This is a genomic window from Albidovulum sediminicola, assembly GCF_025751575.1.
Taxonomy (GTDB): Bacteria; Pseudomonadota; Alphaproteobacteria; order Rhodobacterales; family Rhodobacteraceae; genus Albidovulum; species Albidovulum sediminicola.
This window is the reverse complement of sequence record NZ_JAOWLA010000003.1, coordinates 107,781-132,221: the sequence shown is the minus strand read 5'-3', so window position 1 is coordinate 132,221 and position 24,441 is coordinate 107,781. Positions and strand designations below refer to the sequence as shown.

At 67.4% G+C, this 24,441-nt stretch carries 25 protein-coding genes, 1 tRNA gene and 1 other RNA gene; 18 read left to right on the top strand and 9 right to left on the bottom strand.

The genetic code is table 11. From position 1 onward, the window contains the following. Together OE647_RS04410 and cobF are read left to right on the top strand one after the other, a co-directional pair. Positions 1-732 carry a CbtA family protein gene (locus OE647_RS04410; RefSeq protein ID WP_263720449.1) on the top strand — a complete coding sequence of 244 codons (732 nt, stop codon included), beginning with the start codon at positions 1-3 and terminating at the stop codon, positions 730-732. An 81-nt stretch (positions 733-813) separates the two neighbouring features. Further along, positions 814-1,563 (top strand): precorrin-6A synthase (deacetylating), encoded by a 750-nt coding sequence (gene cobF, locus OE647_RS04405; protein ID WP_263720448.1) that lies wholly within the window; start codon positions 814-816, stop codon positions 1,561-1,563. 20 nt (positions 1,564-1,583) lie between these two features. Here the strand turns inward: cobF and OE647_RS04400 are convergent, their stop codons facing one another. Further along, a complete protein-coding gene (locus OE647_RS04400; protein WP_263720447.1) occupies positions 1,584-2,618 on the bottom strand; it encodes a LacI family DNA-binding transcriptional regulator in 1,035 nt (344 codons plus the stop codon). A 162-nt stretch (positions 2,619-2,780) separates the two neighbouring features. Here OE647_RS04400 and ffs point away from each other — a divergent pair. The 5 genes from ffs to recR all read left to right on the top strand — a co-directional run bounded on the left by ffs (position 2,781) and on the right by recR (position 6,523). Next, an RNA gene (ffs, locus tag OE647_RS04395) (signal recognition particle sRNA small type) lies at positions 2,781-2,879 on the top strand. Between the two features lie 119 nt (positions 2,880-2,998). Further along, positions 2,999-3,700 carry an SDR family oxidoreductase gene (locus tag OE647_RS04390; RefSeq protein WP_263720446.1) on the top strand — a complete coding sequence of 234 codons (702 nt, stop codon included), beginning with the start codon at positions 2,999-3,001 and terminating at the stop codon, positions 3,698-3,700. Positions 3,701-3,812: 112 nt separating this feature from the next. Continuing rightward, positions 3,813-5,564 (top strand): DNA polymerase III subunit gamma/tau, encoded by a 1,752-nt coding sequence (locus tag OE647_RS04385; protein ID WP_263720445.1) that lies wholly within the window; start codon positions 3,813-3,815, stop codon positions 5,562-5,564. Positions 5,565-5,574: 10 nt separating this feature from the next. Beyond that, complete coding sequence (locus OE647_RS04380) at positions 5,575-5,919, top strand: YbaB/EbfC family nucleoid-associated protein (RefSeq protein ID WP_263720444.1); 345 nt, start codon at positions 5,575-5,577, stop codon at positions 5,917-5,919. Position 5,920: 1 nt separating this feature from the next. Continuing rightward, positions 5,921-6,523, top strand: coding sequence for a recombination mediator RecR (recR, locus tag OE647_RS04375; protein ID WP_263720443.1), 603 nt, complete (start codon positions 5,921-5,923; stop codon positions 6,521-6,523). A 6-nt stretch (positions 6,524-6,529) separates the two neighbouring features. Here recR and OE647_RS04370 read toward each other — a convergent pair whose 3' ends face one another. Both OE647_RS04370 and OE647_RS04365 read right to left on the bottom strand, forming a co-directional pair. After that, positions 6,530-7,285 (bottom strand): hypothetical protein, encoded by a 756-nt coding sequence (locus OE647_RS04370; protein WP_263720442.1) that lies wholly within the window; start codon positions 7,283-7,285, stop codon positions 6,530-6,532. A gap of 84 nt (positions 7,286-7,369) precedes the next feature. Next, positions 7,370-8,119: a DUF1013 domain-containing protein gene (locus OE647_RS04365; RefSeq protein ID WP_263720441.1), complete on the bottom strand. Its 750-nt coding sequence runs from the start codon at positions 8,117-8,119 to the stop codon at positions 7,370-7,372. A 148-nt stretch (positions 8,120-8,267) separates the two neighbouring features. On the opposite strand from OE647_RS04365, the gene OE647_RS04360 reads away from it, so the two are divergent. Then, positions 8,268-8,909, top strand: a complete 642-nt coding sequence (locus OE647_RS04360; protein WP_263720440.1) for a ribonuclease T2 — start codon at positions 8,268-8,270, stop codon at positions 8,907-8,909. A gap of 54 nt (positions 8,910-8,963) precedes the next feature. Next, positions 8,964-9,311 carry a DUF2794 domain-containing protein gene (locus tag OE647_RS04355; RefSeq protein WP_263720439.1) on the top strand — a complete coding sequence of 116 codons (348 nt, stop codon included), beginning with the start codon at positions 8,964-8,966 and terminating at the stop codon, positions 9,309-9,311. Here the strand turns inward: OE647_RS04355 and OE647_RS04350 are convergent. The 3 genes from OE647_RS04350 to OE647_RS04340 are packed head-to-tail and all read right to left on the bottom strand — an operon-like array spanning position 9,308 to position 11,976. After that, complete coding sequence (locus OE647_RS04350) at positions 9,308-10,153, bottom strand: C40 family peptidase (protein ID WP_263720438.1); 846 nt, start codon at positions 10,151-10,153, stop codon at positions 9,308-9,310. The two genes, OE647_RS04355 and OE647_RS04350, sit on opposite strands and share 4 nt — an antisense overlap. Then, a complete protein-coding gene (locus OE647_RS04345) occupies positions 10,150-11,535 on the bottom strand; it encodes a leucyl aminopeptidase family protein (protein WP_263720437.1) in 1,386 nt (461 codons plus the stop codon). The genes OE647_RS04350 and OE647_RS04345 overlap by 4 nt, the downstream gene beginning before the upstream one ends. Positions 11,536-11,595: 60 nt before the next feature. Next, complete coding sequence (locus tag OE647_RS04340) at positions 11,596-11,976, bottom strand: hypothetical protein (protein ID WP_263720436.1); 381 nt, start codon at positions 11,974-11,976, stop codon at positions 11,596-11,598. Between the two features lie 144 nt (positions 11,977-12,120). Between OE647_RS04340 and OE647_RS04335 the strand changes: the two genes are divergently transcribed. Next, entirely contained in the window at positions 12,121-12,768 is a 648-nt protein-coding gene (locus OE647_RS04335; protein ID WP_263720435.1) for a carbonic anhydrase, read from the top strand. 107 nt (positions 12,769-12,875) lie between these two features. Further along, positions 12,876-14,129, top strand: coding sequence for a DNA polymerase IV (locus OE647_RS04330; protein ID WP_263720434.1), 1,254 nt, complete (start codon positions 12,876-12,878; stop codon positions 14,127-14,129). On the opposite strand, the gene OE647_RS04325 is transcribed toward OE647_RS04330, so the two are convergent. Then, positions 14,130-14,990, bottom strand: coding sequence for an N-formylglutamate amidohydrolase (locus tag OE647_RS04325; RefSeq protein WP_263720433.1), 861 nt, complete (start codon positions 14,988-14,990; stop codon positions 14,130-14,132). It lies immediately after the preceding gene. A 152-nt stretch (positions 14,991-15,142) separates the two neighbouring features. Between OE647_RS04325 and OE647_RS04320 the strand changes: the two genes are divergently transcribed. The 3 genes from OE647_RS04320 (at position 15,143) to OE647_RS04310 (ending at position 15,951) form a co-directional block, all read left to right on the top strand. Then, positions 15,143-15,217: transfer RNA gene (locus OE647_RS04320), tRNA-Val, on the top strand. A 72-nt stretch (positions 15,218-15,289) separates the two neighbouring features. Continuing rightward, the gene (ykgO, locus tag OE647_RS04315) at positions 15,290-15,415 is read left to right on the top strand and encodes a type B 50S ribosomal protein L36 (RefSeq protein WP_263720432.1); all 126 of its coding nucleotides are present in this window, start codon (positions 15,290-15,292) and stop codon (positions 15,413-15,415) included. Between the two features lie 215 nt (positions 15,416-15,630). Continuing rightward, complete coding sequence (locus OE647_RS04310) at positions 15,631-15,951, top strand: DMT family transporter (protein ID WP_263720431.1); 321 nt, start codon at positions 15,631-15,633, stop codon at positions 15,949-15,951. 35 nt (positions 15,952-15,986) lie between these two features. On the opposite strand, the gene OE647_RS04305 is transcribed toward OE647_RS04310, so the two are convergent. Together OE647_RS04305 and OE647_RS04300 are read right to left on the bottom strand one after the other, a co-directional pair. Further along, positions 15,987-17,615, bottom strand: a complete 1,629-nt coding sequence (locus tag OE647_RS04305) for a peptidoglycan-binding domain-containing protein (protein ID WP_263720430.1) — start codon at positions 17,613-17,615, stop codon at positions 15,987-15,989. A gap of 213 nt (positions 17,616-17,828) precedes the next feature. After that, positions 17,829-18,932, bottom strand: a complete 1,104-nt coding sequence (locus tag OE647_RS04300) for a phosphatase PAP2 family protein (protein ID WP_263720429.1) — start codon at positions 18,930-18,932, stop codon at positions 17,829-17,831. Between the two features lie 267 nt (positions 18,933-19,199). Between OE647_RS04300 and OE647_RS04295 the strand changes: the two genes are divergently transcribed. From OE647_RS04295 to OE647_RS04280, 4 genes are all read left to right on the top strand, one after another. Further along, the gene (locus OE647_RS04295; protein ID WP_263720428.1) at positions 19,200-20,702 is read left to right on the top strand and encodes a hypothetical protein; all 1,503 of its coding nucleotides are present in this window, start codon (positions 19,200-19,202) and stop codon (positions 20,700-20,702) included. A gap of 130 nt (positions 20,703-20,832) precedes the next feature. Next, complete coding sequence (locus OE647_RS04290) at positions 20,833-21,777, top strand: transferrin-binding protein-like solute binding protein (RefSeq protein ID WP_263720427.1); 945 nt, start codon at positions 20,833-20,835, stop codon at positions 21,775-21,777. A 183-nt stretch (positions 21,778-21,960) separates the two neighbouring features. Continuing rightward, the gene (locus OE647_RS04285) at positions 21,961-22,917 is read left to right on the top strand and encodes a transferrin-binding protein-like solute binding protein (protein WP_263720426.1); all 957 of its coding nucleotides are present in this window, start codon (positions 21,961-21,963) and stop codon (positions 22,915-22,917) included. A 167-nt stretch (positions 22,918-23,084) separates the two neighbouring features. Further along, positions 23,085-24,377 (top strand): surface lipoprotein assembly modifier, encoded by a 1,293-nt coding sequence (locus OE647_RS04280; protein ID WP_263720425.1) that lies wholly within the window; start codon positions 23,085-23,087, stop codon positions 24,375-24,377. The last annotated feature ends 64 nt before the right edge of the window (positions 24,378-24,441 follow it).

The following is a 24,441-nucleotide window of genomic DNA, read 5'->3' as shown; positions in this document are numbered from 1 at the left end:
ATGATTCAACGTCTGTTCGCCGGCGGGCTTGTCGCCGGCTTTGCAGCGGGGCTGTTCTCGGCTCTGCTGCATTTCGCTTTCATTCAGGAGCTGATCCTCCTGGGTGAGAAATATGAAACCGGTGAGCTGGTGCACTTCGAGGCGGGCGCAACCACCGCGCAATCCGAGGGCCACTCCGAGGCCGCTGGGACCGACGAATCGCACGAGCACGATGTGGGCGAGGCCAGTGAAGACTCCGCGCTTTCCCGCAACGCGAAGACGGTCCTCTTTACCGGGCTGATCTATGCCGGCTACGGGCTTCTTCTCGTCGCAGGCTTTGCGGCCGCCGAACAGTTCGGGCGCAAGGTCGGCCCACGCGAGGGGGTCCTTTGGGGGATCGCGGGTTTCGTGGCGCTGCAACTCGCCCCGGCGATGGGTCTCGCGCCCGAGCTGCCCGGAACGGCCGCGGCGGATCTGGACGCGCGCCAGGTCTGGTGGCTTGCCACGGTCCTGGCAACCGGCGGCGGGATCGCGCTTCTGGCCTACGGGCGCGGCGTGATCGGCTACGTCATCGCGGGCGCGCTTCTGGCCGCTCCGCATGTCGTGGGCGCGCCGCATCTGGACCAGTACTTCGGCGTGGCGCCCTCTGAACTCGGGGCTGAATTCGCGTCCCGCGTGCTGGGTGTCGGGCTGGTCAGCTGGGCGGTGCTCGGCTGGCTTTGTGCCAGGGCCTGGAACAGCGGCCAAAGCTGAGGCCCGAGGCAGAGACCGGAAGAACAGCGACCCCGCGCCCCGCGGCGCGGGGTCGCAACTTAACAGGGGGCCATGGCGGACATGATCGAACTTCTTCTCATCGGCATCGGCACCGGCAACCCCGATCACCTGACGCTTCAGGCGATCAAGGCGATGAAGTCCGCCGATCTGGTCATGATCCCGCGCAAGGGCGACAGCAAGGCAGACCTGGCCGAACTCCGACGCGCAATATGTGCCGAGGCGCTGGCCGGAACGGACACCCGCGTGGCCGAATTCGACCTGCCCGTGCGCGATGCCGCGAACCCCAGTTATCGCAGCGGCGTGGACGACTGGCATGACGCGATCGCGGAGGTATGGGAGAACACCATCCGGAGCCACTGCGAAGGGAACGCGCGCGTGGCGCTGCTGGTCTGGGGCGATCCGTCGCTTTACGACAGCACCCTCAGGATCGCCGAACGCGTAGGGCGCCGTCTGCCCGTCACTGTCAGCGTCATTCCGGGCATCACCTCGCTTCAGGCCCTGACCGCCGCCCATGCGATCCCCATCAACGAAATCGGCGCCCCGTTTCTTGTCACCACGGGCCGCCAGCTGCGCGAAAGCGGTTGGCCGGCAGAGGCCGACACCCTGGCGGTGATGCTCGACGGCGACTGTTCCTTCCAGTCGCTCGAGCCCCAGGGCATCACCATCTGGTGGGGCGCCTATGTCGGCATGGCCGAGCAGATCATCCTGTCGGGTCCGCTTGCCGAGATCGGCCAGACCATCGTCGAGACGCGCGCCAAGGCCCGCGCCGATCACGGCTGGATCATGGATATCTACATCCTGCGGCGCTAGAGCGCCGGAAACACCCGCGATCAGGCCGGACGGATCGTATCGCCCGGTTGCAGGACGGGCGTCAATTCCACCCGTTCCCCGCCGATCAGCCCTGCCTCGCTGTGCCCGGAGATGATCGCGGCGGCACGGCGCCCGATTTCCCGGCGGCAGGCGTCCATGGTCGCCAGCCGACGCGGCAGGCCCTCCAGAAGCTCCACCCCATTGAAGCCGGCAAGCCCGATGCGTCCGGGCACGTCGATCCCCTTGTCGAGGCAGTAGAGCAGCCCCCCCGCCCCGATCATGTCGTTGGAGTAATAAAGGAAATCCACCTCCGGGCTGCGGCTCAGAACCGCTTCGGTCATCTCCCGCCCCTTCATCAGCGCCGAGCCGCCGGAGTAGAACTCTCGATCCACAAGCTCGATCCCGGCTTCGGCGAGCCCCGCCTCGAAGCCTTCCAGGCGTTTACGCGCCCGGTGATCGTCCGGCATCTTGGTGCCCAGGAAGGCGATCCGGCTGTAACCCGCCTTGACGATGGCGCGGGCCATCTCAAGCCCGGCGCGCTTGTGGGAAATGCCGACGACGGAATCGACGACCGGCCCGTCGACATCCATGATCTCCACGATCGGAATGCCGGCGTTCTCCAGCATGGCGCGCGCGGCGGCGGTGTGTTCCAGCCCCGCGATGATCACGCCCGACGGTCGCCAGGACAGCATCTCGTATAGCACTAGCTCCTCGCGCTCCGCCGAGTAGTTGGTGACACCGAAGACCGGTTGCAGCCCGGTTTCCTCCAGCTCCGCCGAAATGCCGCTCAGCACCTCGGGAAAGACCAGGTTGGAGAGCGACGGGATGATCACGGCGACCAGATTGACCCGCTGCGAGGCCAGCGCCCCCGCGATCTTGTTGGGCACGTAGCCGAGCCGCTTGGCGGCCTCCAGCACCCGGTCGCGGGTGCCTTCGGAAACGTCCCCGCGATTGCGCAGCACGCGGCTTACCGTCATTTCCGAGACGCCAGAGGCTTCGGAGACATCACGAAGCGTCAGGGCGCGACGCTGCTCACCAGGGTTGTTGCCGCTCACCTCTGCCTCTCATTTTTTGCTGTCTTCCTTCTGATTAGCGCCATTACGGCGAAGTATTCAAGCGCGCCGTGCGCCGGGCCGGGCGGACCCCTCCTCGACCCGGCCCCGGGGGCGGGGCATCCCCGCCTTGCCAAGCCGCGCGCATGGCCCTATATCGACGCCCGAGAGGTTGGCGCGGGCAGGCGCCTCGCCAACCCGGTCAGGTCCGGAAGGAAGCAGCCGTAACGAGCCCCGTCTGGGTCGATGTCCAGCCTCTCACCCTCCCCCCCCTTGGCGGTCAAGATTACGGAAGGCAACCTTGCGCGGCCGATGGGCGGGCTTGCCCGTGGTATGCGGACTGACCTAAACCTGTTCCGGTCAAACTGTGAGGGAGTGTACCCATGAGCGGCAAGGTTTGCCTGATCGTCGGCGGCGGACGTGGCATGGGGGCCGCCACCGCCCGCGAAATGCGCAAGAAGGGCTACGAACTGGCGCTGATGTCACCCTCCGACAGTTGCGAGAAGCTGGCGGCCGAACTGGGCGGCGTGGCCCGGCGCGGCGTCGCCGAAAATGCCGACGATATCCAGGGCATATTCGACCTCGCGATGACGACTTACGGTCGTATCGACGCGGTCCTGATCCATGTCGCCGGCCCGCCAAAGGGCGACCTTCTGGAGATCCCGGAAGAGGACTGGGACCGTGCCAACGCCATGGTCCTGAAACCCGTCATCCGCATGGCCAAGCTCGTGACCCCGGTGATGGAGAAGCAGGGCGGCGGCTCGATCGTCTGCATCACCACCTATTCGGCCTTCGAGCCGAGCCTGATGTTCCCGACGTCGAGCGTCTACCGGGTCGGTGTTTCCGCCTTCGCCAAGCTTTACTCCGACCGTTACGGCCCCGCGAACATCCGCATGAACTGCCTGCTGCCGGGCTTCACGGACAGCCTGAACCTGCCCGAGAAATACGCCAAGATGTCCGCGCTGGGCCGTCTGGCGCGGGCCGAGGAACAGGGCAAGGCCGCCGCGTTCCTGCTCAGCGACGACTCGAGCTACATCACCGGCCAAAGCCTGCGGGTCGATGGCGGCGTGACGCGGTCGCTGTAGGCCGGGCTGGGGCATCGCCAGGGCCCGCTAGGCGCGCCCTCTCGGGTGGACGCGCCGGGCGCCGGGGCCTAGTCTGTCCTCCGACCGCGAATCCCGTTGACCCCGAGGCGCAATGACAGACGCAAGCCCCACCGCCTACCGCGTGCTTGCCCGCAAGTACCGGCCCGAAACCTTTGCTGACCTTGTCGGCCAGGACGCGATGGTGCGCACGCTGAAGAATGCCTTCGCGGCGGGACGGATCGCGCAGGCCTTCATCATGACCGGCATCCGCGGCACCGGGAAGACCACGACCGCGCGCATCATCGCCAAGGGCATGAACTGCATCGGCCCCGACGGCACCGGCGGGCCCACGACCGAGCCCTGCGGGGTCTGCGAACATTGCGTCGCGATCATGGAAGGCCGCCACGTCGACGTGATGGAGATGGACGCCGCCAGCCGCACCGGCGTGGGCGATATCCGCGAGATCATCGAAAGCGTGCACTACCGCGCGGCCTCGGCCCGCTACAAGATCTACATCATCGACGAAGTCCACATGCTGTCGAACAACGCCTTCAACGCGCTTCTGAAGACTCTTGAGGAACCGCCGGCGCATGTGAAGTTCATCTTCGCCACGACGGAGATCCGCAAGGTTCCCGTGACCGTCCTTTCGCGCTGCCAACGCTTCGACCTGCGCCGGATCGAGCCCGAGGTGATGATCGCGCTCCTGAAGAAGATCGCAGGCGCCGAAGGCGCCCAGATCACAGACGAGGCGCTGGCGCTGATCACGCGGGCGGCGGAGGGCTCGGCGCGGGACGCGACCTCGCTTCTCGACCAGGCGATCAGCCACGGCGCGGGGGAAACCACCGCCGACCAGGTCCGCGCGATGCTGGGGCTGGCGGACCGGGGCCGGGTGCTCGACCTCTTCGACCGGATCATGAAGGGCGCGGCGGCGGAGGCGCTGGGGGAGCTTTCGGCGCAGTATTCCGACGGCGCCGACCCGATGGCTGTGTTGCGCGACCTGGCGGAGATCACCCATTGGGTGAGCGTCATCAAAGTCACCCCCGAAGCGGCGGAGGACCCGACCGTTTCCCCTGACGAACGCGCCCGCGGCCTTGCCATGGCCGAGCGGCTGCCGATGCGGGTGTTGAGCCGGATGTGGCAGATGCTCCTGAAAGCGCTGGAGGAGGTCGCGGCGGCCCCGAACGCCATGATGGCGGCCGAAATGGCGATCATTCGCCTGACCCATGTGGCCGACCTGCCCGACCCGGAGCAGCTCTTGCGGCGGATGAAGGATGCGCCGATTTCCGCGCCGCAGGGCGGCGGCCCGGTGCTGGGCGGCGGAGTGCCAGGCGGCGGGGTCACGCATTCCGCGCCCCGCGCCAGCGTCTCCTCGGCGCCCACGGCCTATGGCGCGGCGACCGCGCTCGCCCAGGCGCCCGAAGTGGCGCTGGCACGCTACGCGACCTTCGCGGCGGTGGTCGAACTGATCCGTGCCAACCGCGACGTAAAGCTGTTGATCGAGGTGGAAAACCACCTGCGTCTCGTCCACTACGCGCCCGGTCGGATCGAGTTCGAACCGACCGCCGACGCACCCCGCGACCTCGCGCAGACACTGGGCCAGCGCCTTCAGGGTTGGACCGGCGCGCGCTGGGGCGTCTCGGTCGTGGCCGAGGGCGGCGGGCGCACCATCGCCGAATACCGTGACGCCGACCGGCTGGCTGCCGAGGCGGAGATGAAGGCGCATCCCGTGGTGCAGGCGGTCTTCGCGGCCTTCCCCGGCGCGCGGATCAAGGATATCAGGACCCCGTCCGAGACCCGGACCGAGGCGGCCACCGCCGCTTTGCCCGAGGTCGAGGATGAATGGGACCCGTTTGAGGACAACTGAGGAGAGCGCGATGCTGAAAGGTTTGGGCGGACTTGGCGACATGGCCAAGATGATGAAGGCCGCGCAGGATATGCAGGCCAAGATGGCGGAACTGCAGGAAAACCTCGGCCAGATGAACGTCGTGGGCGAGGCAGGCGCGGGCCTTGTCACCGCCACCTGCACCGCCAAGGGGGAGCTCAAGGCGCTCGACATCAACCCGACGATCTTCGATCCCACGCAGAAGGAAGTGGTCGAGGACCTGATCCTTGCCGCGATCAAGGACGCGCAGAAAAAGGCCGCCGACCGCAGCCAGGACGAGATGAAGCGGCTTTACGAAAGCCTTGGCCTACCGGCCGATATGAAGCTGCCGTTCTGACGTGTCGGAGGGCCCCCGCGACATCGAGGCGCTGATCGAGTTGATGGCCCGGCTCCCGGGCCTTGGGCCGCGCTCGGCCCGGCGCGCGGTCCTGCATCTGATCAAGAAGCGCGGGCAGGTCATGGCACCGCTCGCCCGCGCCATGGCAGAGGTCGCGACGACCGCGCGGGAATGCGCCGCCTGCGGCAATATCGGTACCGCCGATCTTTGCGACATCTGCCGCGACCCGCGCCGCGCCACCGGAGAGATCTGCGTGGTCGAGGACGTGGCCGACCTTTGGGCGATGGAGCGGGGACAGGCCTTCCGTGGCCGCTATCATGTCCTCGGCGGCACGCTCTCGGCGCTCGATGCCGTGGGGCCGGAGGAATTGCGCATCCCTGCCCTGGTTGCACGCACCCGCGACGAGGGCGTGCGCGAGGTCATCCTGGCGCTGAATGCGACCGTCGATGGCCAGACCACCGCCCATTACATCGCCGAGGCGCTGGAAGGGACCGGGGTCGCCGTCACCTCGCTCGCCCAGGGTGTGCCGATCGGGGGCGAACTCGATTACCTCGACGACGGCACGATCCAGGCGGCGCTGCGGGCGCGCAAGGCCGTCCAGTAGCCGCGCTCAGCCGCCGAAGACCGCTGCTTCGGGCACGATGTAATATTCCCGCCCGCCGATCCCGACATACCAGGTGTCGCCATCCTTGGCCCAGGTCAGTTCGTCCGTGCCCGGCGACGCGATCGCGCCTTCGGAGAACTCAAGCACGCGCTCGGCCCCGTCCGGGGCAGTAATGCGGATCGTGGCCACCCCCGGCGCGCCGCGCAGGATGCCCGCAGGGCAGGACTGATCCTGCGTGGGCTCGCCCAGCGAACAGGGCAGAAGCGTCGTCGCATCGTAATCGTCGGTGGAATAGGGCGCGGTGGCGGTCGGTGCCGGTGCTGTCGGCATCACGGTCAGGAAGCGACCGTCACTCCAGGTCAGCGCCTCGAAACAGGTCTCGGCCCCGATGCCGCCGCACCAGCCGCCGTCCCGCCCGATCAGCACGATCCGCGACTGGCCCCAGTCGATCACCTGCCAGCCGGTGGCCTGCCAGCTTGTCACCGTATCGCCCACGACGGCGTGCAGCATGCAGCCGCCGGTCCCGCAATAAAGCGATGCGGCACTGGTGCAGGAAAAGGTGCCCTCATCGACGAGACTGTCAGCGGTGCCGTCGCCGGTCAGGTCGACGGCGCTTACGGCATTGCCGGGGTCGAACGCGCCGCCCTCGAAGCTTTCACACTCCGCGCGCGCCTCGGCCAGGACGCGTTCCACCGCGGTCTGCGCCTGTGCGCTCGCCGCGCCCAGACCCGCTGCCATGATCCCGAACACCAGCCGCCGCATCGCGCCCTCCGTCAGCCCGCCGGCGCTGAGGGTAGCGCCCCGGCCCGAAAACGAAAACCCCGGCGCCTGGCCGGGGTTTCGCGATCAGTTGTCGTCTTCGTCGTCGTCGCCATGCGGCAGGTTGAAGAAGCTCTCGGCATCCGAATAGTCGCGCGCCGATCTCTCCTCTTCCTCCTCGGGCTTGGAAAGCGAGAAGTTTTCGAGCCCCGCGATGTTCGAGGGCATCCGCGGTTCGGTGGACATGCCCAGCGACTGCTCGGTCGAGACGAGCTTGCGGCGTTCATCATCACTCATCACGGCGCCCTCGGCGGCGCGCTTCTTCGCCGCCTTCTGCACGGCCGAGTCAAGTTCCGACTGACGGCACAGGCCCAGCGCGACCGGGTCGATGGGGGTGATGTTCTGGATGTTCCAGTGGGTCCGCTCGCGGATCGAGGCGATGGTGGGCTTCGTGGTGCCGACCAGCTTGCCGATCTGGGCATCGGTCAGTTCCGGGTGGAACTTCACCAGCCAGAGGATCGCGGCCGGACGGTCCTGACGCTTGGACAGCGGCGTGTAGCGCGGGCCACGGCGCTTTTCCTCGCCCAGTGCTGCAGCATTGAACTTCAGCTTCAGCTTGTGGAGCGGGCTCTTCTCCGCCTTCTCGATCTCGGAGGCGTCGAGCTGGTTGTTGGCGACCGGGTCGAAGCCCTTCACGCCGGCAGCCACGTCGCCGTCGGCAATGCCCTGCACTTCAAGCTCATGCAGGCCGCAGAAATCGGCGATCTGCTTGAAGCTGATCGTGGTGTTGTCAACCAGCCAGACGGCGGTCGCCTTGGCCATCAGGGGTTTCGTCATCGGATCTCTCCTATGCTTGGCCGCGTCAGGGGCCGGACAAATCTTTCCCGCGCCGGGAAAACGGCTGCGGCCTTTCGGTCCGCCATTCCACGTTTTCGGGGAAGTCAACGGGCTATATAGTCGTCCCGGACCGCCAAGGGAAGAGAAAATGCGCCTGATCGCCGCCCTGCTCGCCACCCTCATTCTCGTGCCTCCGCCTGCCGGCGCCGAGGGGGAACGCGCGGGCGACTTCGATTACTATATCCTGTCGCTCAGCTGGTCGCCCGGCTGGTGCGCGCGGGAAGGCGACGAACGCCAGGCGCTGGAATGCCGGAGCGGCGCGGACCGGGGCTTCACCCTGCACGGGCTCTGGCCGCAGTACGACTTCGGCTGGCCAAGCTGGTGCCACAGCGGCGGGCGCGATCCGGGCCGGGCCGACGCCGCGTTGATGACCGATATCATGGGCTCGCTCGGACTTGTCCGCCATGAATGGCGCAAGCACGGCACCTGCTCGGGCCTGGATGCCGATGCCTATTTCGAGCTGTCGCGACGCGCCTACGAAAGCATCGCTTTGCCCGCAGTATTGGAGGATCTGGACCGCGACGTGACCCTGCCCGCCTCGGTCGTCGAAGATGCCTTCATCGAGGCAAACCCGGACCTTGACCGCAACGCGATCATCATTACCTGCAAGCAGGGCATGATCGAGGAGGCGCGGATCTGCCTGACCCGCGACCTCGAACCGCGGCCCTGCGGGCTCGACGCCCAGCGTGACTGCCGGATGCGGGACGCGCTGATGCCCGCGGTGCGATAGGCTCGATCGCGCGTCAGGCTTGATTTGCGGCCCGCCGAGGCTAAGATTCAGGGTATGACGGTCCAGCCGCCGACCCAGTTCACCCCCCCGCAGCCCGTGCCCGACCAGGTCGCGTTCGACAGGGTTGAGTTGTCCGCGATCCTGGCGCTTTACGGCCGGATGGTCGCGGCGGGAGAATGGCGCGATTACGCGATGTCCTTCCTGCGCGACATGGCGGTGTTCTCGGTCTTCCGCCGAGCGGCGGAGTTTCCGCTGTACCGGATCGAGAAGCGCCCGAAACTGCGCGCGCGTCAGGGGATGTATTCGGTCGTCGGCATGGACGGCCAGATCCTCAAGCGCGGGCAAGACCTGCCGACCGTGCTGCGGGTGCTGGAGCGTAAGCTGATTCGCCCGGTGGATTAGCCAGACTGCCCCAGCGCGATCCGCTTGGCGCGCGTGACCGGCCCGCCGCCCTGCGCCTCGATCCGGCCGATGGCCTCGGCGATACCCTCGATCACCACCGCCATGTAGTGCCCGGTCGCGTGGATCATCCGTTCGGGCCCCAGCGCAATGGCGACATGGCCCTTCCAGAACAGAAGGTCGTTGCGCCGGAAGGGACCCGTGGGGGCGCTGTCCGTGCCGACGGTCGCCGCCTGAAGGTCGCTGTCACCCGGACAGGGGATGCCGCAGGCCAGCAGCGCCGCCTGCGCAAGCCCCGAACAGTCGATCCCCGAACGGCTGTTGCCGCCCCAGAGATAGGGCGTGCCCAGGAACAGCTCTGCGATCGCCGCCGGGTCCTCCGCCCAGTTACCCAGGGGCCGCAGGTGGCGGGCGATCACATGGTCGCCCTCGTTCGTGCGCGCGAACCGGCCCCCCGTTTCCGCGACCGCAACCCTGGCGCCGAGCGACAGGAGCGCGGCCTCCTTCGTCTTGATGTCGGCGGCACGGTAAAGATGCGTGGCGGGCACCGCGACCCAGTGCGTGGCAGTCAGCGGCGCCCCCAGCGCCTGTGCCGCGACGTAGCCGCAATAGCCGTCCTTGTCGGAGCGGACGAAGGCAAAGCCCGCCTGTCGCTCAAGCTCCAGCACCGTGTCGCCGAACAGAAGCTGGCGGTCGCGCGCGCCGCCGGGGGCCGCCAGCAGGTCGGCGAGCGGTGCGACGACGCGCGCGGGCTTCCCCGTCACGAAGGCATCCGCCGCCACCTGCCCGCTGAGCGAGACATGGGCCACGCGGCCATTGGCGGGGGTCAGGCGACGGTCGCTCACAGGCCGAGCACCCCGGGCAGCGCGTCCAGCACCGCGCGTGCGCCCTGCCCCACGCCCCCCTTCGGCCGGGCGGGGGCCGCCGTGGGCTGCCAGCCGTATATGTCGAAATGCACATAGCGCGGGGTTTCGGTCACGAAGCGGCGCAGAAACAGCGCCGCCGTGATCGACCCGGCCATGCCGCCCGCGGGCGCATTGTCCAGATCCGCGATCGCGGGTTCGATCAGCGGCTCATAGGGGTCCCAGAAGGGCATCCGCCACAGCGGGTCGGACACCGCCTGGCCCGCCTCGGCCAGCGCGTCGGCCACCCGGTCGTCATCACAGTAGAAGGGGGCGAGGTCGGGGCCCACCGCCACCCGGGCCGCCCCCGTCAGCGTCGCCATGGAGATGAGCAGGTCCGGCCGGTCCGCATCGGCCAGCGCCAGCGCATCGGCAAGCACCAGCCGCCCCTCGGCGTCGGTGTTGTTGACCTCGACCGTCAACCCCTTGCGGCTGTGCAGTACATCCTGCGGACGGAAGGCGTTGCCGCCGACGGCATTTTCGACCGCCGGAACCAGGACCCGCAAGCGCAGCCGAAGCCGCAGCGCCATGATCATGCGCGCCAGCCCCAGGACCGCCGCCGCCCCGCCCATGTCCTTCTTCATCAGCCCCATCGAGGAGGCCGGCTTGATGTCGAGCCCGCCGGTATCGAAGCAGACGCCCTTGCCGACCAGCGTCAGCGACGGCCCCTCGGCCCCCCAGCGCAGGTCCAGTAGCCGTGGCGCCCGGGACGAGGCGCGCCCCACCGCGTGGATCAGCGGAAAGTTTTCCGACAGCAGCTCGTCGCCCCGGATCACGCGCGCCTCGGCCCCGAATTCGGAGGCCAGATGCAGGAAGGCCGCCTCAAGCTCCTCCGGCCCCATGTCGGAGGCGGGGGTGTTGATCAGGTCACGCGTCAGGCATTCACCGGCGACGATGGCGTCGATGCGCGCACCGTCCACGCCCGCGGGCAGGACAAGCCGGGCCTTCTGCGGTTTGTCGGCCTTGTAGCGGGAGAAACGGTAGGCGGCGAGGTTCCAGCCCAGGGCCGCCGCCTCCGCCTCGGCGGGGGTCATGTGGGTGGCGATGGCCCAATCGCCTTCGGGCAGGCCCGCCGCAGCCCGGGCGACATGGAAGCGTCCGCGCCGCCGCTTTGCCTCAGTGCCCATGCCCAGAAGCGCGCCAGAAGGGTGCCCCTCCGCCCCCGGCAGGACGCACAGCTGGCCCAAGGCGCCGGTGAAACCGTTGGCGGCGGCCCAATTGGCCTGCCCCGCGCTCAGCGTGGCGGAGATCGCGGTCAGCCCGCCCTCTTCGACCAGGTGAAGGGGCAAGGCGGCGGCGCCGGGCGCGGCAAGGGTCGAGGTCATGGCAGGTCCTGAAAGGGTGATGGCGCCAGCCTAGCCTCTTGCCCGGCCGCCGCAAGCCCCTCAGACCGTCATGTCGTGCAGATCCCAGACCGCGGTCAGCGACCGCTCGCCGATCCGCTCAAGCCGCGCCAGAACCGCCGCCTGCCCGGCGGCGTCCCCGGCCTCGGTCACGCGGATCAGGTCGCCCGCGACCCGCGCGACACTCGTCATTCCCACCTGCGCGCCAAGCTGGGTCAGCATGCGCGCCGAGCGCACGAACTGCGCGCTGCGCCCCTCGGCCATGCAGGCGCGAAGGTCCTGCATCCGGCGCGCAAGATCCTCCATCGCACGGCTGATCAGCTTTTCGGCACCGCCTTCGCCCATGCGGGCATAGATCGCCGCGAGCGCATCCGGATCAAGCCGAATGCCTTCGTCATGGCGCAACCTGGCAAGTTCTGCCACCCTTTCACCCTCCTTGCCGCACCCCTGCGGATGGGGAGGTCTTAGGTCCGCATTGTCAAGAAAACCTTGATACGGCGCGCAAAACATCTCGAATTCGAATGATCCAGCCTATATGTAGGCGCTGCAACAACGCGAGGCGACCCCATGCAACACGTCCGGCCGCTGCCCTCCTACCTCGTCCACCGCTATCATGGCTGGAAGGCCACGACCTGGACGGAAAACCGCGCCTGGTACCGCAGGCTGGCGGACGAAGGCCAGCGCCCGCGCGCCATGGTGATCTCCTGCTGCGACAGCCGGGTGCATGTCACCTCGATCTTCGGTGCGGATTCGGGGGAGTTCTTCATCCACCGCAACATCGCGAACCTGGTGCCGCCCTACAACCCGGACGGCGAACACCACGGCACCTCCGCGACGGTGGAATATGCCGTCAACACGCTGAAGGTCGCGCATATCATCATCGTCGGCCATTCGCTCTGCGGCGGCGTCAAGGGCTGCCACGACATGTGCACCGGACAGGCGCCCGAGCTTGAGGAGAAGTCGAGCTTCGTCGGCCGCTGGATGGACCTGCTGCGCCCCGGCTTCGACCGCGTGAAGGACCGGCCCGAGGATCAGCGCCTGCGCGCGCTGGAAAAGGAGGCCGTGCTGATCAGCCTCGAAAACCTCATGACCTTCCCCTTCGTGCGCTCGGCTGTGGAGGCCGAAGAGCTGTCGCTGCACGGTCTCTGGACCGATATTGGCGCGGGCGGGCTGGAACAATACGACCCGGCCAGTGGGGCCTTCGTGCCGCTCTGATCTGGCGTTTTCTTGTGCGGACGCACCGGGGGTTCATAGGCGAAACCCGACATCGGCGGTGCAGGGTTCCCCTTGGGGCCCCGCCCCGCTTGCGATAATCTCGGCCCATGCCCGCCCTATGCCGCGAATGCCTTACCCCGTTTGACGCCGGCACGCGCTGCCCCGCGTGCCGCAGTCCGCGCGTTCTGTCGCACCCAGAGCTTTTCGAGCTGTCCATCGCCCACATGGATTGCGACGCCTTCTACGCCTCGGTCGAAAAGCGCGACAACCCGGACCTGCGCGACAAGCCAGTGATCGTCGGGGGCGCGCATCGGGGCGTGGTCTCGACCTGCTGCTATCTTGCCCGCATCAAGGGCGTGCGCTCGGCCATGCCGATGTTCCAGGCGCTGAAGCTTTGCCCCGAGGCAGTGGTGGTCAAGCCGCGGGGTGCACATTACGCCGCCGTGTCGCGGCAGATCCGGGCGCTGATGGACGAGTTGACCCCGGTGATCGAGCCCCTGTCGCTGGACGAGGCCTTCCTTGACCTGACAGGGACAGTGCGGCTTCATCATGCGCCCCCCGCCGTCACGCTGGCCCGGCTTTTGAAGCGGATGGAGACGGAGCTGGGCCTGACCGGTTCCATTGGTCTGTCGCACAACAAGTTCCTGGCCAAGATCGCCTCGGACCTCGACAAGCCGCGCGGGTTTTCGGTGATCGGACGTGCCGATACGGCCGCGTTCCTGAAGGGCAAGCCGGTGCGGATGATCTGGGGCGTCGGCCTTGCGACCCAGACCACGCTGGAGGCCGCCGGCATCCGTACCTTCGACGACCTCATGCGCTGGGACCGCAAGGACCTGACGGCACGGTTCGGATCGATCGGCGACCGGCTCTGGCATCTGGCGCGGGGCGAGGATTTCCGCCGCGTGAACCCGAATGAGCCGATGCGCTCGATTTCAGCCGAGACAACCTTCGACGAGGATACCGCGGACCGCGACCTGCTGGACGGCCACATCTGGCGCCTGGCAGAACGGGTCGCGGACCGCGCCAAGGCCAAGGACTTGGCGGGGCGCACCGTGACGCTGAAGCTGAAGCGCGCCGATTTCACCGCCATCACCCGGCGCCACACCCTGCGCGAACCCACGCAGACGGCCGACCGCATCTACCACCAGGCAGCGGAGCTGATGGCGCAGGTGAAGGAGCCGGGCCCCTTCCGCCTGATCGGCGTCGGCATCTCGGATCTGTCGGACGACAGGGCTGCGGACCTGACCGGAGACCTCCTGGACCCGCAGGCCGCCCGCCGCGCGGGCGCCGAAAAGGCCACCGACGCGATCCGCGCGAAGTTCGGGAAGGACGCGATCGTCAAGGGCCGCGCCCTGCGCTGATCATTCTGCGGCAAGCCGATCCTCGGCCCGCCCGATCATGGCGATCTCGGACAGGACGCCCGAGAGGATCCGCTGGAAGCCCGTGAAATTCCCGTTCGGCCGCACCTCGGCTTCGTTCATGTAAAGCGACCGGTCGATCTCGATCTGGACGACATGCTGGGCGCGGGCCGGGCGGCCATAGGCCTGCGCGATATAGGCGCCCGCGAAGGGCATGTTGCGCACGGTGCGCAGCCCGGCGCGGGCAAAGGCCGCGTCCACGGCCTCCATGATCGCGGCGGAGGCGGAGGTGCCGTAACGATCGCCCAGGACCACCTCCGGGCGCAGGCGCCCGGGCACGGTGACGGCATCGAGCGCCTCGTGCGGCATGGAATGCATGTCGATCAGGATCGCCTGCCCGAAGCGCAGCCGTGATTCGTCCATCAGGATCTGAAGGCGGTCATGGTAGGGGTGCCACCAGTCCGAGATGCGCGCCTTGACCTCATGCAGCGGCAGCTTTCCGGCATAGATCGCCCGCCCCCCCGATACGACGCGGGGCACCACCCCCAGCCCCGAGGCGACGCGCGGATTGTGCGCGGGGGCGCGAAACCCCTCGATCAGCGCCGGGTCAAGCTCGTCCGCGGCCCGGTTCAGATCGACGAAGGCCCGCGGCGCAACGGCGGTCAGAAGCGGCGCGCCAAAGCCCGGGACGGGATCGAGAAGCCTATCGACAAAGGCATCCTCGGAACTGCGGATCGCCTTTTCGCCCAAGACCGACCGGCCCAGGAACTCCTTCGGGTAATAGCTGCCGCTGTGCGGAGAGGCGAAGACCACGCTGGTCGTGCGCCGGTCGGGAAGGGTCAGTCGGTAGGGTCCGGGCGTCATGTCCTCTCCTGCGCATTGACACGACTATAAAGCCAAATCGCAATGTGTCGAAACCCCTTGAAAGGCCCCGCGACTCCTTCTATAGACCCCGGGACCGAAGCGGTGCCGCCCGCGAACCGGGTTTCCGGATAGGGGTGGTGACGCAGTCGGACGGGCGCGTAGCTCAGCGGTAGAGCACTACGTTGACATCGTAGTGGCCACAGGTTCGATCCCTGTCGCGCCCACCATCACCGCCCCCGGCAGAAATGCGGGGGCATTCGTTTTCGCCGGCGCAGACGCGCCATATTGGGAGAAGGCCGATGAAGGTCCGGAACTCGCTCCGCTCGCTCAAGAGCCGGCATCGCGATTGTCAGGTCGTGCGCCGCAAGGGCCGCGTCTACGTGATCAACAAGACGCAGAAGCGCTACAAGGCCCGTCAGGGCTAAGCTGCGCCGCCTGTTGAGGGCAAGGCTTGAAGGGCCGTCGGGAAACCGGTGGCCCTTTCGCTTTGGCCGGGCCTTTTGCTTTGATCGGGCCTGCACCGGAGGCCCCTGATGGGGCTTGCAGCGGTTCGGTCACCCCCATAGGGTTCCGGTCTGGGGACGGCCCCGAATTCAGGCAGGTTGGCCGGGACGACCCGGCATAGTCCACGGAACATATCATGGCATGGACCTATCTTCTCGTAGCCGGCGTCCTCGAAGTGCTTTGGGCCTTCGCGATGAAGAAGTCGGCAGGCTTCACCGTCCTCGGCCCGACGATCCTGACCTTTGTCGCGATGATCGCCAGCGTCGCGCTGCTGTCGATGGCGATGCGGTCGCTGCCGCTCGGGACGGCCTATGCGGTCTGGACCGGGATCGGCGCGGCGGGGGCCTTCCTGGCGGGTGCCGTCTTCATGGGCGAGGCGCTGACCCTGACGCGGGTCGCGGCGGCGCTGCTGATCGTCGCGGGCATCATGCTGATGAAGCTTTCGGGTGGGGAATGAGGGGGTGGCCGGGGCACCGCGCCCCGGCCAACCGATCACAAACCCTCGGCCAGCAACCGGACCACGGCGGCTTGGGTCAGGTAGCCCGTGACCTCCATGCCGCGCGCTTCCTGGTAGCGGCGGATCGCGCGGCGAGTGTCCTCGTCGAAGGTTCCGTCCACGCGGCCGGGCTTCAGGCCCAGGCTCGCCAGCCGCTTCTCAATGGCCTGGCGGAAGAAGGCGTTCAGCCCCAGCGCGTTTTCCGCGGCTTCGGCCTGGGCGCGCTCGGCCTCCGACGCGTTGGCCGACTCCGTCGCCTCAAGCGCGGCCTTTGCGTCCTCGGCGAAGACGCCGTTCGGGAAGGCGCGCAGATAGTCGCGGTAGGCCTCGGCGGTGTCGGCGGCGGCGGCCTGATCCCATGCCTGCCGGTCCGCGCCCTCAGCCGCGCGGCGGCGCTCTTCCTCGAAGATTGCGAGCCGCTCTTGCGCAAGCTCGGCGAACAGCCCGTCCGGGTAGCGCTTCAGATAGGCGCGCAGCCCCGCCTCGTCGCCCGCCGCGCCGGTCTGATCCCAGTAAAGCCGGTCCTGACGTTCCAGTTCGGCCTGCCGCGCGCGCGCCTCGGCCTCAAGCTCGGCCGCGCGGCGGTCGGCCTGCGCCTGAAGCCGGGTGAGCTGGTCGGCATCCAGATATCCCGTCGCCTCAATCCGGTTTGCCTTCTGCCAGGCGGCGATCGCCCGGCGCGACCCGGGGCCGAAAAGCCCGTCGATCCCGCGCGGATCGACGTCCAGAAGGCTCAGGTTGCGCTGGATCTCGCGCCGCTGGTCACGGCTGAGGCCCAGCGCCTCCTCGGTCTTTTGGGCTTGCAAGAGCGGCTGGGCCTTGATCGCATCGATCGCGGCGCGCGCCTCGGCGGCGTGCAGGCCGGAGGGATACTGGCGCAGGAATCCTTCGTAGGCCGGGATCGTGTCGAGCTTGCGCACCACGTCCCAAGCGGCCTGTTCACCGGTGCCGGTTTCCGTCCGGGCCATATCGGGCAGCGGCAGGAAGGGGGCGCCATCGCCCAGGAACCCCGTCACGCTCAGGCCCTCCGCCTGCGCGGCGAGGGCCGCCTGTGACTGACCCGGCTGGGTCAGAACGTCGGTGACGTATTCGGCCAGCGTGCCCGCGTCCCCTGTGATGACCGTCACACCCTGGGGCGCCGGTTCGGCGCCAAGTCCGCCCTCCAGCCTGCGGCCAAGGGCCATGGGCTGCGGTTCCGTCCCCAGAAGCACGATGGCGGCGCCGGGGCGTTCGGCGGCGATGGCCAGAAGCGTGGCAACCGGCAAGCCCATCGCATCGGCCGAACCAAGTGCGGGTTTGTCCGCCTCGGTTCCCAGAAGCCAGCCCTGCGCGCCCGCATGGGCGAAATGCCCCGCCGCCAGGATCACCAGACGGTCGGCATCCCCGGCATCGGCGTGAAACTCCGCAAGCACGCGGCGGAGGCCCGCGGCGTCAAGATCGCGCCCCTCATGCAGCGTGAACCCGGCCGCCTCCAGCGCCGCGCCCGCGTCCGCGACATCCTCGGCAGAGGAGATATCGGGCGCGCGGCGGTAATTCTCGTTCCCGATCACAAGAGCCACATCGCGCGCCCAGGCGGGCCATGCGGCAAGAAGGGCGGCGGCGGCGAGGGGGACCCTGGTCAGCATCGCAGTTCTTCCTTTCGAAGTCCGACGGAACGCACGATTCCAGAACTCGGTAATGGAGGCGTCACATCAATCGCGGCCCGGCGCTCGTGCAGCCACCCGGTCCGGGTCCAGTTGGCCCGAATTCGGCGCCCGGCGTCAAGGCGACGGCAGGCCCGGACGGCCGCTTTCCGCCGTGTCAGCGCCGCCGCACCCGATCAGGTCGGTCAGTTCCGCCTAGGCCCACTCGGCTTCGCAAAGGGCCCAGAATCGCTGCAATATAGACTGCGACGAAGCGGGCGGTGGCGGGAGGCGGCGATCCGGCGGCAATTGCCTTTTGAGCCAGTCGAGGCTGAAATCTTCGGTCGGCTTGAACATTGCCTTGTCCCCGACCATGAAGGTGACGGCCCGCTTGGGTCGGGCGCCGGTGGCCATGCCGAAAACATGCTCTCCGATCGCGCATCCGAGCAGCGCGCCGGCGGCTGAATCGGCGGGAAAATGGACGCCGGCGACCGTGCGGTTCGACGCGATCCGATGCGCGAGCCGGAAGAGCTGCGCACGGTCACCCACACCTTTCTTCGGGCCGTTCTCTGCCGCTTTCGGGTCCGTCGCGGGCATCAGGCGGTGCAACACCGTCGCGACGGCGAAGGCCTCGGTCGAATGCCCGCTGGGAAAGCTGGAATGATCAGGCGTCTGGATCACGGGCTGCAACTGGGCCGAGTAGTCGACAGGCCGCTTGGAACGGCACAGATGTTTCACCTTCATCTCGACATGGATCGCAAAACGGACGACCGCTTCCAGAAATTCGAGTGTGTGGCGACGGCGGTCTCCGTCCAGAAACGCGATCGCGCCAAAGAAGGACAGGATGTCCTCCATCTGCACATGGATCTCGGACAAACGGTCGTCCCGCAAGTCCGCGTAGGCGCGCAACCAGTCCATCTGGGTCGTGAAATCCGACACGCTCGGCCGGTTGATCGTCAAAAGCAGACGTGACGACGGAGTCTTGGCGACGACCTTGGCCTGACCCAGGTGGCCGCCAACCAGAATCGATGAGTGCAGTTCATGATCCAGCATCAAGGCGCGGGTCGAAGAACGCAGATAGGAAATATCTGCGTCATCCGTTCCCAGATCGGGGTTCGCCCAGGGCGCTTTGGGGGCCTTCCAATGGCCTGAGATACCGTCATGCGTCGCAGTCAGTGCCGCCTGCAAGATCGGAGAGGCCTCACCCCCCGCATGATCGAAGCGCTCGTCCGACCCCGTTCCACCGGAGCGCCCGGATCTTCCCGATCTTCCCGAACGGCCGGAGCGCCCGGAACGCCCTGATCTGCCAAACTCGCTCATATGCCCCTCCCAAGTCATATCGGCGGCTCAATTTGGCGCCTTCACTGCCCCGGCGGTCAATGCCAAAGGTCTCAAACCCGTGGAAATTACGAAAAATTTGCGCTAGCCTAAACACAAGGCATCGGACTCGTGACGCTCTTGCTTGAGAGGCTTGGGTTGAGCAAAGACGCGGACGGCGAAATTCTTGAGATCCATTTGTTCGGCCCCTTTCGCGTCGAAACGCGAGAAGGGCAGCAACTGACTCCGCGAAGCGCCAAGGCCTGCGCATTGCTCGCCCTTCTCGCCAGCCAGCCGAACCTGGAACATACCCGCGCCTGGGTTCAGGACAAACTGTGGAGCGATCGTGGCCGCGACCAAGCGACCGCGAGCCTGCGCCAGGCGTTGAGCCAGATGCGCCGCGAACTTGGCCCGGCGGCATCTGCGCTCTCGGTCAGCAGAAGCCGGATCGGCCTGATCGCGGGGCGGGTCAACATCCACGATGCGAACCCTGGGACAGGAGCCGAGTTCCTGGAAGGCATGGATGTGCGCGACCCGGAGTTCGAGGATTGGTTGCGCACCGAACGGACGCGCCGCGCCAAGGCCAGCCAAGCGCAAAACGCCCTGACCCCGGATGTGGTGCGCCACGATGCGCCGCGCCCGGTCTACCTTGTGGCCACGACGCGCGCGGAGGGCACGGAATCGCTCTTCGAATCCCTGATCATCGACTGTCTGGAGCGCTACATCTCTTCCGCGCTGGTCGCCGATGTCTATCGCGCGCCCCCGGCGACACCCACCGAACGCCAGGTTGTCGTGCAGGTCCAGGCCTATGCGGCGGGCGAGGGCAGTCTGGGCCTGCGCATTTCCGTCGAGGAAGGCCGACGGCGGCGCGCCCTGTGGTCGGGTCGGCATGTGGCGCGCGTCCGAGGCGCCCCACCGATCGATGACGAGCAGATCCTGGCGCTGGTCAGCGGCGCGATCGAGGCCGTCGCGGATGCCCTGGCCATCCGGATCGGCAGCGAGGGGCACGCGACCGAGGCGGCGATGCTCGGCCGCATCGCGTTGCGCAAGATCTTCTCGATGAATGCGCCCGACCTTGTTTCGGCCGACGCGCTGCTCGATCATGCCTTCGCGTTGCACCCGCGCGGCATCTTCCTCGCCTGGAAGATCCAGCTTCGGGTGATCCAGCGGTTGGAACGGCACGCCCCGCCCGACGCCTTCGACCTCCACGAATTCGCGGGCCTCATGCGCACGGCGCTCGAACTCGAGCCCTGGAATGCGATGGTGCTCGCCTCGGCGGCAAACGCGATGGTGTTCCTGGAAAACGACGTGAGCTCGGGGTTGGAGCTTGCGGAACGCAGCCTCGCGCTGAACCCGGCCAATCCCTTCGCGTGGGACTGCCTCTCGATCGCGCGGTTGATGGAAGGGCGCGCGCGCGAAGCGCATCAGCATCAGCTGACCGCCTCGCGGCTGGCAGCACGCTCTCCGATCCGCCACTTCTGGGACATGGGTCTTTGCCTGACCTCCGTCGTGACCGGCGACCTTGATTCGGCCCTGAAGGCGGCCCGGTCGGCATCTGTGCTGGCCCCCGATTTCCGGCCGCCTTTGCGCTACCTGGCCGCGCTTTCGGCTGAGAAAGGCGCACTTGACGCCGCAACGACCGCGCTGGAGCGTCTGACCCGGTTGGAGGACGATTTCTCTCTGGACCAGATGCTGAACGACCCCGCCTATCCGGTCGCGGCGATGCGCAATGCCGGATTGCTGGCGCGCACCCGGCTCCGGGATCTTCTGTAGGGCGCGCGCCCCGACCAGGCCCCGTGACGGATTCACGATAGAATTGCGCTGCATGCGAAATGCTTCCCCCGACCGGGATGCCGGTCACGGACGCGATCGCCCGCTTGGGCCTGTCACGGGGGAGAACGACATGACGCGCAATATGACACACCTGGGCTTGACCGCCATGGCCGCCGCGCTTGCGGCGTGCAGTTCGGGGTCTTCCACCACCAAAAGCACAAGCATCTTCGCCGCGGACGCCGGCAATGCCGCCCAGGCGCTTGCCGACGGCAAGACGCTGGTGGCTCAGACGAACGGTGCCAAGACCTTGCGGCTCAATCACGCCACCGGCGAGACGTCGATCGGCGATGCCACGTTCGAGCTGGTCAAGAATGCGGATGGCGAACTGACGATGATGGTGAACGGCAAGGAATACGCCTTCACCATCGCCGACCGGGACCCCAGCGGCGACGGCTATGTCGTCGATGAGGCCGATCACTACACCAATCTCTTTTACTACAGGGGCTCAATCGACGACGCGCTCGACACCACAAAAGACCAGTATGCCCAGGTCTGGGGCTATTACGTCTGGGACGGGACCGAGCCCAACACCTGGGGGCAGGCCATCGTCGGGACCGAGACCAGGCCCGACGCGCTCGGCAGCCTGCCGACGGCCACCTACAACGGTTATGCACAGATCAACATGACCGAGGCCGAAGGCTACGTGGACTGGGACACCAGCATGAAGCGCGTGAACGGTGATCTGGAGATGACGGCCGATTTCGGCGCGGGCACGATTTCCGGCCAGATCACCAACATGGGGTATCGCGCGCCGGGCGCGGCTACCTGGGATCCCATCGCGGGGTCGGTGGCCATGGACAGCACCGCGATCTCGGGCAACGGCTATGCGGGATCGCTGACGCCGGACGCCGATCTACAGACTTCGCTCGACCTCTCTGCCGATACGACCGGCACCTATGACGGCAAGTTCTATGGGCCGAGCGCAGAGGAGGTGGCCGGCATCCTGACGCTGACCGGCACGCAGGAATCGACCGGACTGTCGGTGAACGGTGTCGGTGTGTTCATCGGCAACTAGGTCCGGGCGACCCGCAGGGCGGCGACGGTCCCAGGCTTGGGAAACCCTCTCGGGTGACCGGGTCCGATCCACCGGCGATTGCATCACCAAAGAATTGCGCTGCCCTGCGACCCGTCCCGCGGCCGGACCTTCCGGTCGCAACATCACTGCCCGCTTGGGCCTCTCATCAAAAGGGGAAATGAAATGAAACGTAGAACACTTGTCCTGACTTGCACCGCCATGGCGGCCGCGCTCGCCGCGTGCAGTTCCGGGTCGACCTCGCGCAGCACCAGCGTCTATTCGGTCGATGCCGGCACCGCCGGAAAGGCGCTTGAGGATGGCAAGACGCTTGTCGCCCAGAAGGGGGCCGTCGCTGGCATGGCCCTGAACTTCGATACCCACACCGCGGGGCTGGCCGATTCGACGTTCGAACTGAAGAAGAACGCCGACGGCGAGCTCACCATGGTTGTCGACGGGGTCGAGTATGCCTTCGCGCCTGGCGACCGCTATGTCGAGCCAAGCGATATGCAGATTTATGGCTATAATGCCAAGCCGGGTGGAAGCGACATTTGGCTGTCGAACTGGCGCCGCACGCTGGACGAAGCACTCGATCCCAACGATCCGCATTACGCCGACATCTGGGACTACTACATCAACAGCGGCACGCAGCCCGACCAGTACGGTTTCGCCGTCGTCGGCACCGAAACGCGCCCCTCGGATATCGGATCGCTGCCCACCGCCACCTACAACGGCAGGGCACGGATCATGGCCTTACCGAACGACGGCGACCCCGACTTCTCGACGGCACGGACGCAGGTACGGGGCGACATGGAGATGACGGCGGATTTCGGGGCCGCAACCATCGCCGGGTCGATCTACAACATCGAGACGCGCCCGGCGGGCGGGTCGTCCTTCGACCCCACCCTGGGCAGTATTTCGATGGATGAGACCGACATCGTCGGCAACAGCTTCGACGGCACGCTGACGCCGGATGCCGATCTCAGGACCTCGCTCGACCTCTCGGCGGACACCTCCGGCACCTATAGCGGGCGGTTCTACGGGCCGAATGCCGAAGAGGTGGCGGGAACATTGACGATCACGGGCGCCGACGGCACCGGGACGGATCCGTTCTCTGGCGTCGGGTTCTTCTGGGGCAACTGAGCCCATCGGTTCGGGGGCGGATGTCCCGGATACCCCGGTATCCAGGATCCATTCCCGGCGCGGGCGTGACCCAAGCCGCGCCCGCGCACAACCTGTCGGACAATCGGCTTGGGAACAGGGGCCGGCCGGGAAACCGCGGTCCGTTACATCAAGGCTTGGGGAAGACAATGTCCATTCTTAGCTCCATTCGCAGGGGCGTTGCCGGTGCCGCGATGGCGCTCGCGCTCCTTACCTCTCCTGCCTCGGGGCAGGGGGTCTATCCGCTTGTGGCCGCAGGCGACTACGAAGAGGCACACAAGCTGCTGCTCGCCCAGGTCGGCGGGCGGCGGGACGCCGCGCTGCATTTCGCCTTTCTGGAGGCGCTGATCCTCATCCGCGAGGGCTATCCCGACAAGGCGGCGAAGCTCCTGCGCGACATCCTGGACGTGGCCCCCGACTTCGAGCCGGCCCGCCGCGAACTGGCCGTGCTGCTGGCGGCGACAGGTCAGACGGAGGGCGCGCTCTTTCACGCCGAAACGCTTCTGGCGACGACCCAGGACCCGGCGCTGCGCGCCCAGTTGCAGGGTTTCCTTGCGACCCAGGGGCGCGCGAAGAAGCGCGGCATCACCACGCGCTTCGCGATCCTGCCCTCGTCCAACGCGAACGGCGGGACCGAGACCGAGACCGTGGACATCGGCGGCCTTCCCTTCGTCATCGACCCAGCTTCGCGCGCGACGCGCGCGATCGGGGTTTCGATCGGCGCGACGGCGTGGAACCGCTGGCGGTTGTCGCCGAGGACCGAGGCGACCCTGTTCGGCAGCCTCGATGTCCTGCGCTACGACACCGACCTGATCCCGGACGAAACCGTTCTGGCCACACGCCTGGACTTTTCCACGCATGGCGCGCGCCATCGGCTGAGCTTCGGACCGCAGGCCGACTACACTTGGCGCAACGGCGATGGATACCGCAAGCGCCTTGGCCTTGCGGCCGCCGGAGAGTACCTGCTGCGCGACGGGTTGCAGGTCGGCGGCGGGCTCAGCTACTTCAAGCAGGACTACCCCGGACAGGATTTCCTTGATGGCCACCTGCTGGAGGGCTCGGCCACGATGCGCTGGACCGTCTCGCCGAAGCTCGCCGTGACCGCAGGGGTGCCGTTCAAGATCGAACGGACCGGGCGCGCGCATCTCAATCACCGCGACATCGGCCTGAAGCTCGGGTTGGAGAAAAGCTGGACGGGCGGCCTGTCCACCGCCTTTTCGCTCGGATACACGGACGCGCGCTACGAGGGTGACTTTCCGGTTTTCGGGGTACCCCGGCACGACCGCAAGACCACGGCGGGCCTGTCACTGCGCCATTCCAAGCTGAGGTTCGGGCGCTTCGTGCCCGAGTTCTCGGTGGCCTACACCCAGTCGAAGTCGAATGTCGAGTTCTACGACTTCGACAAGCTCGACTTCGGCATCTCGCTCAGTCAGCGGTTCTGACCAAGGCCTGACCTGCGGCGGGCGCCGCAAGCCGTCGCCCGCCCTTAACCTCCGCCCGCAACGC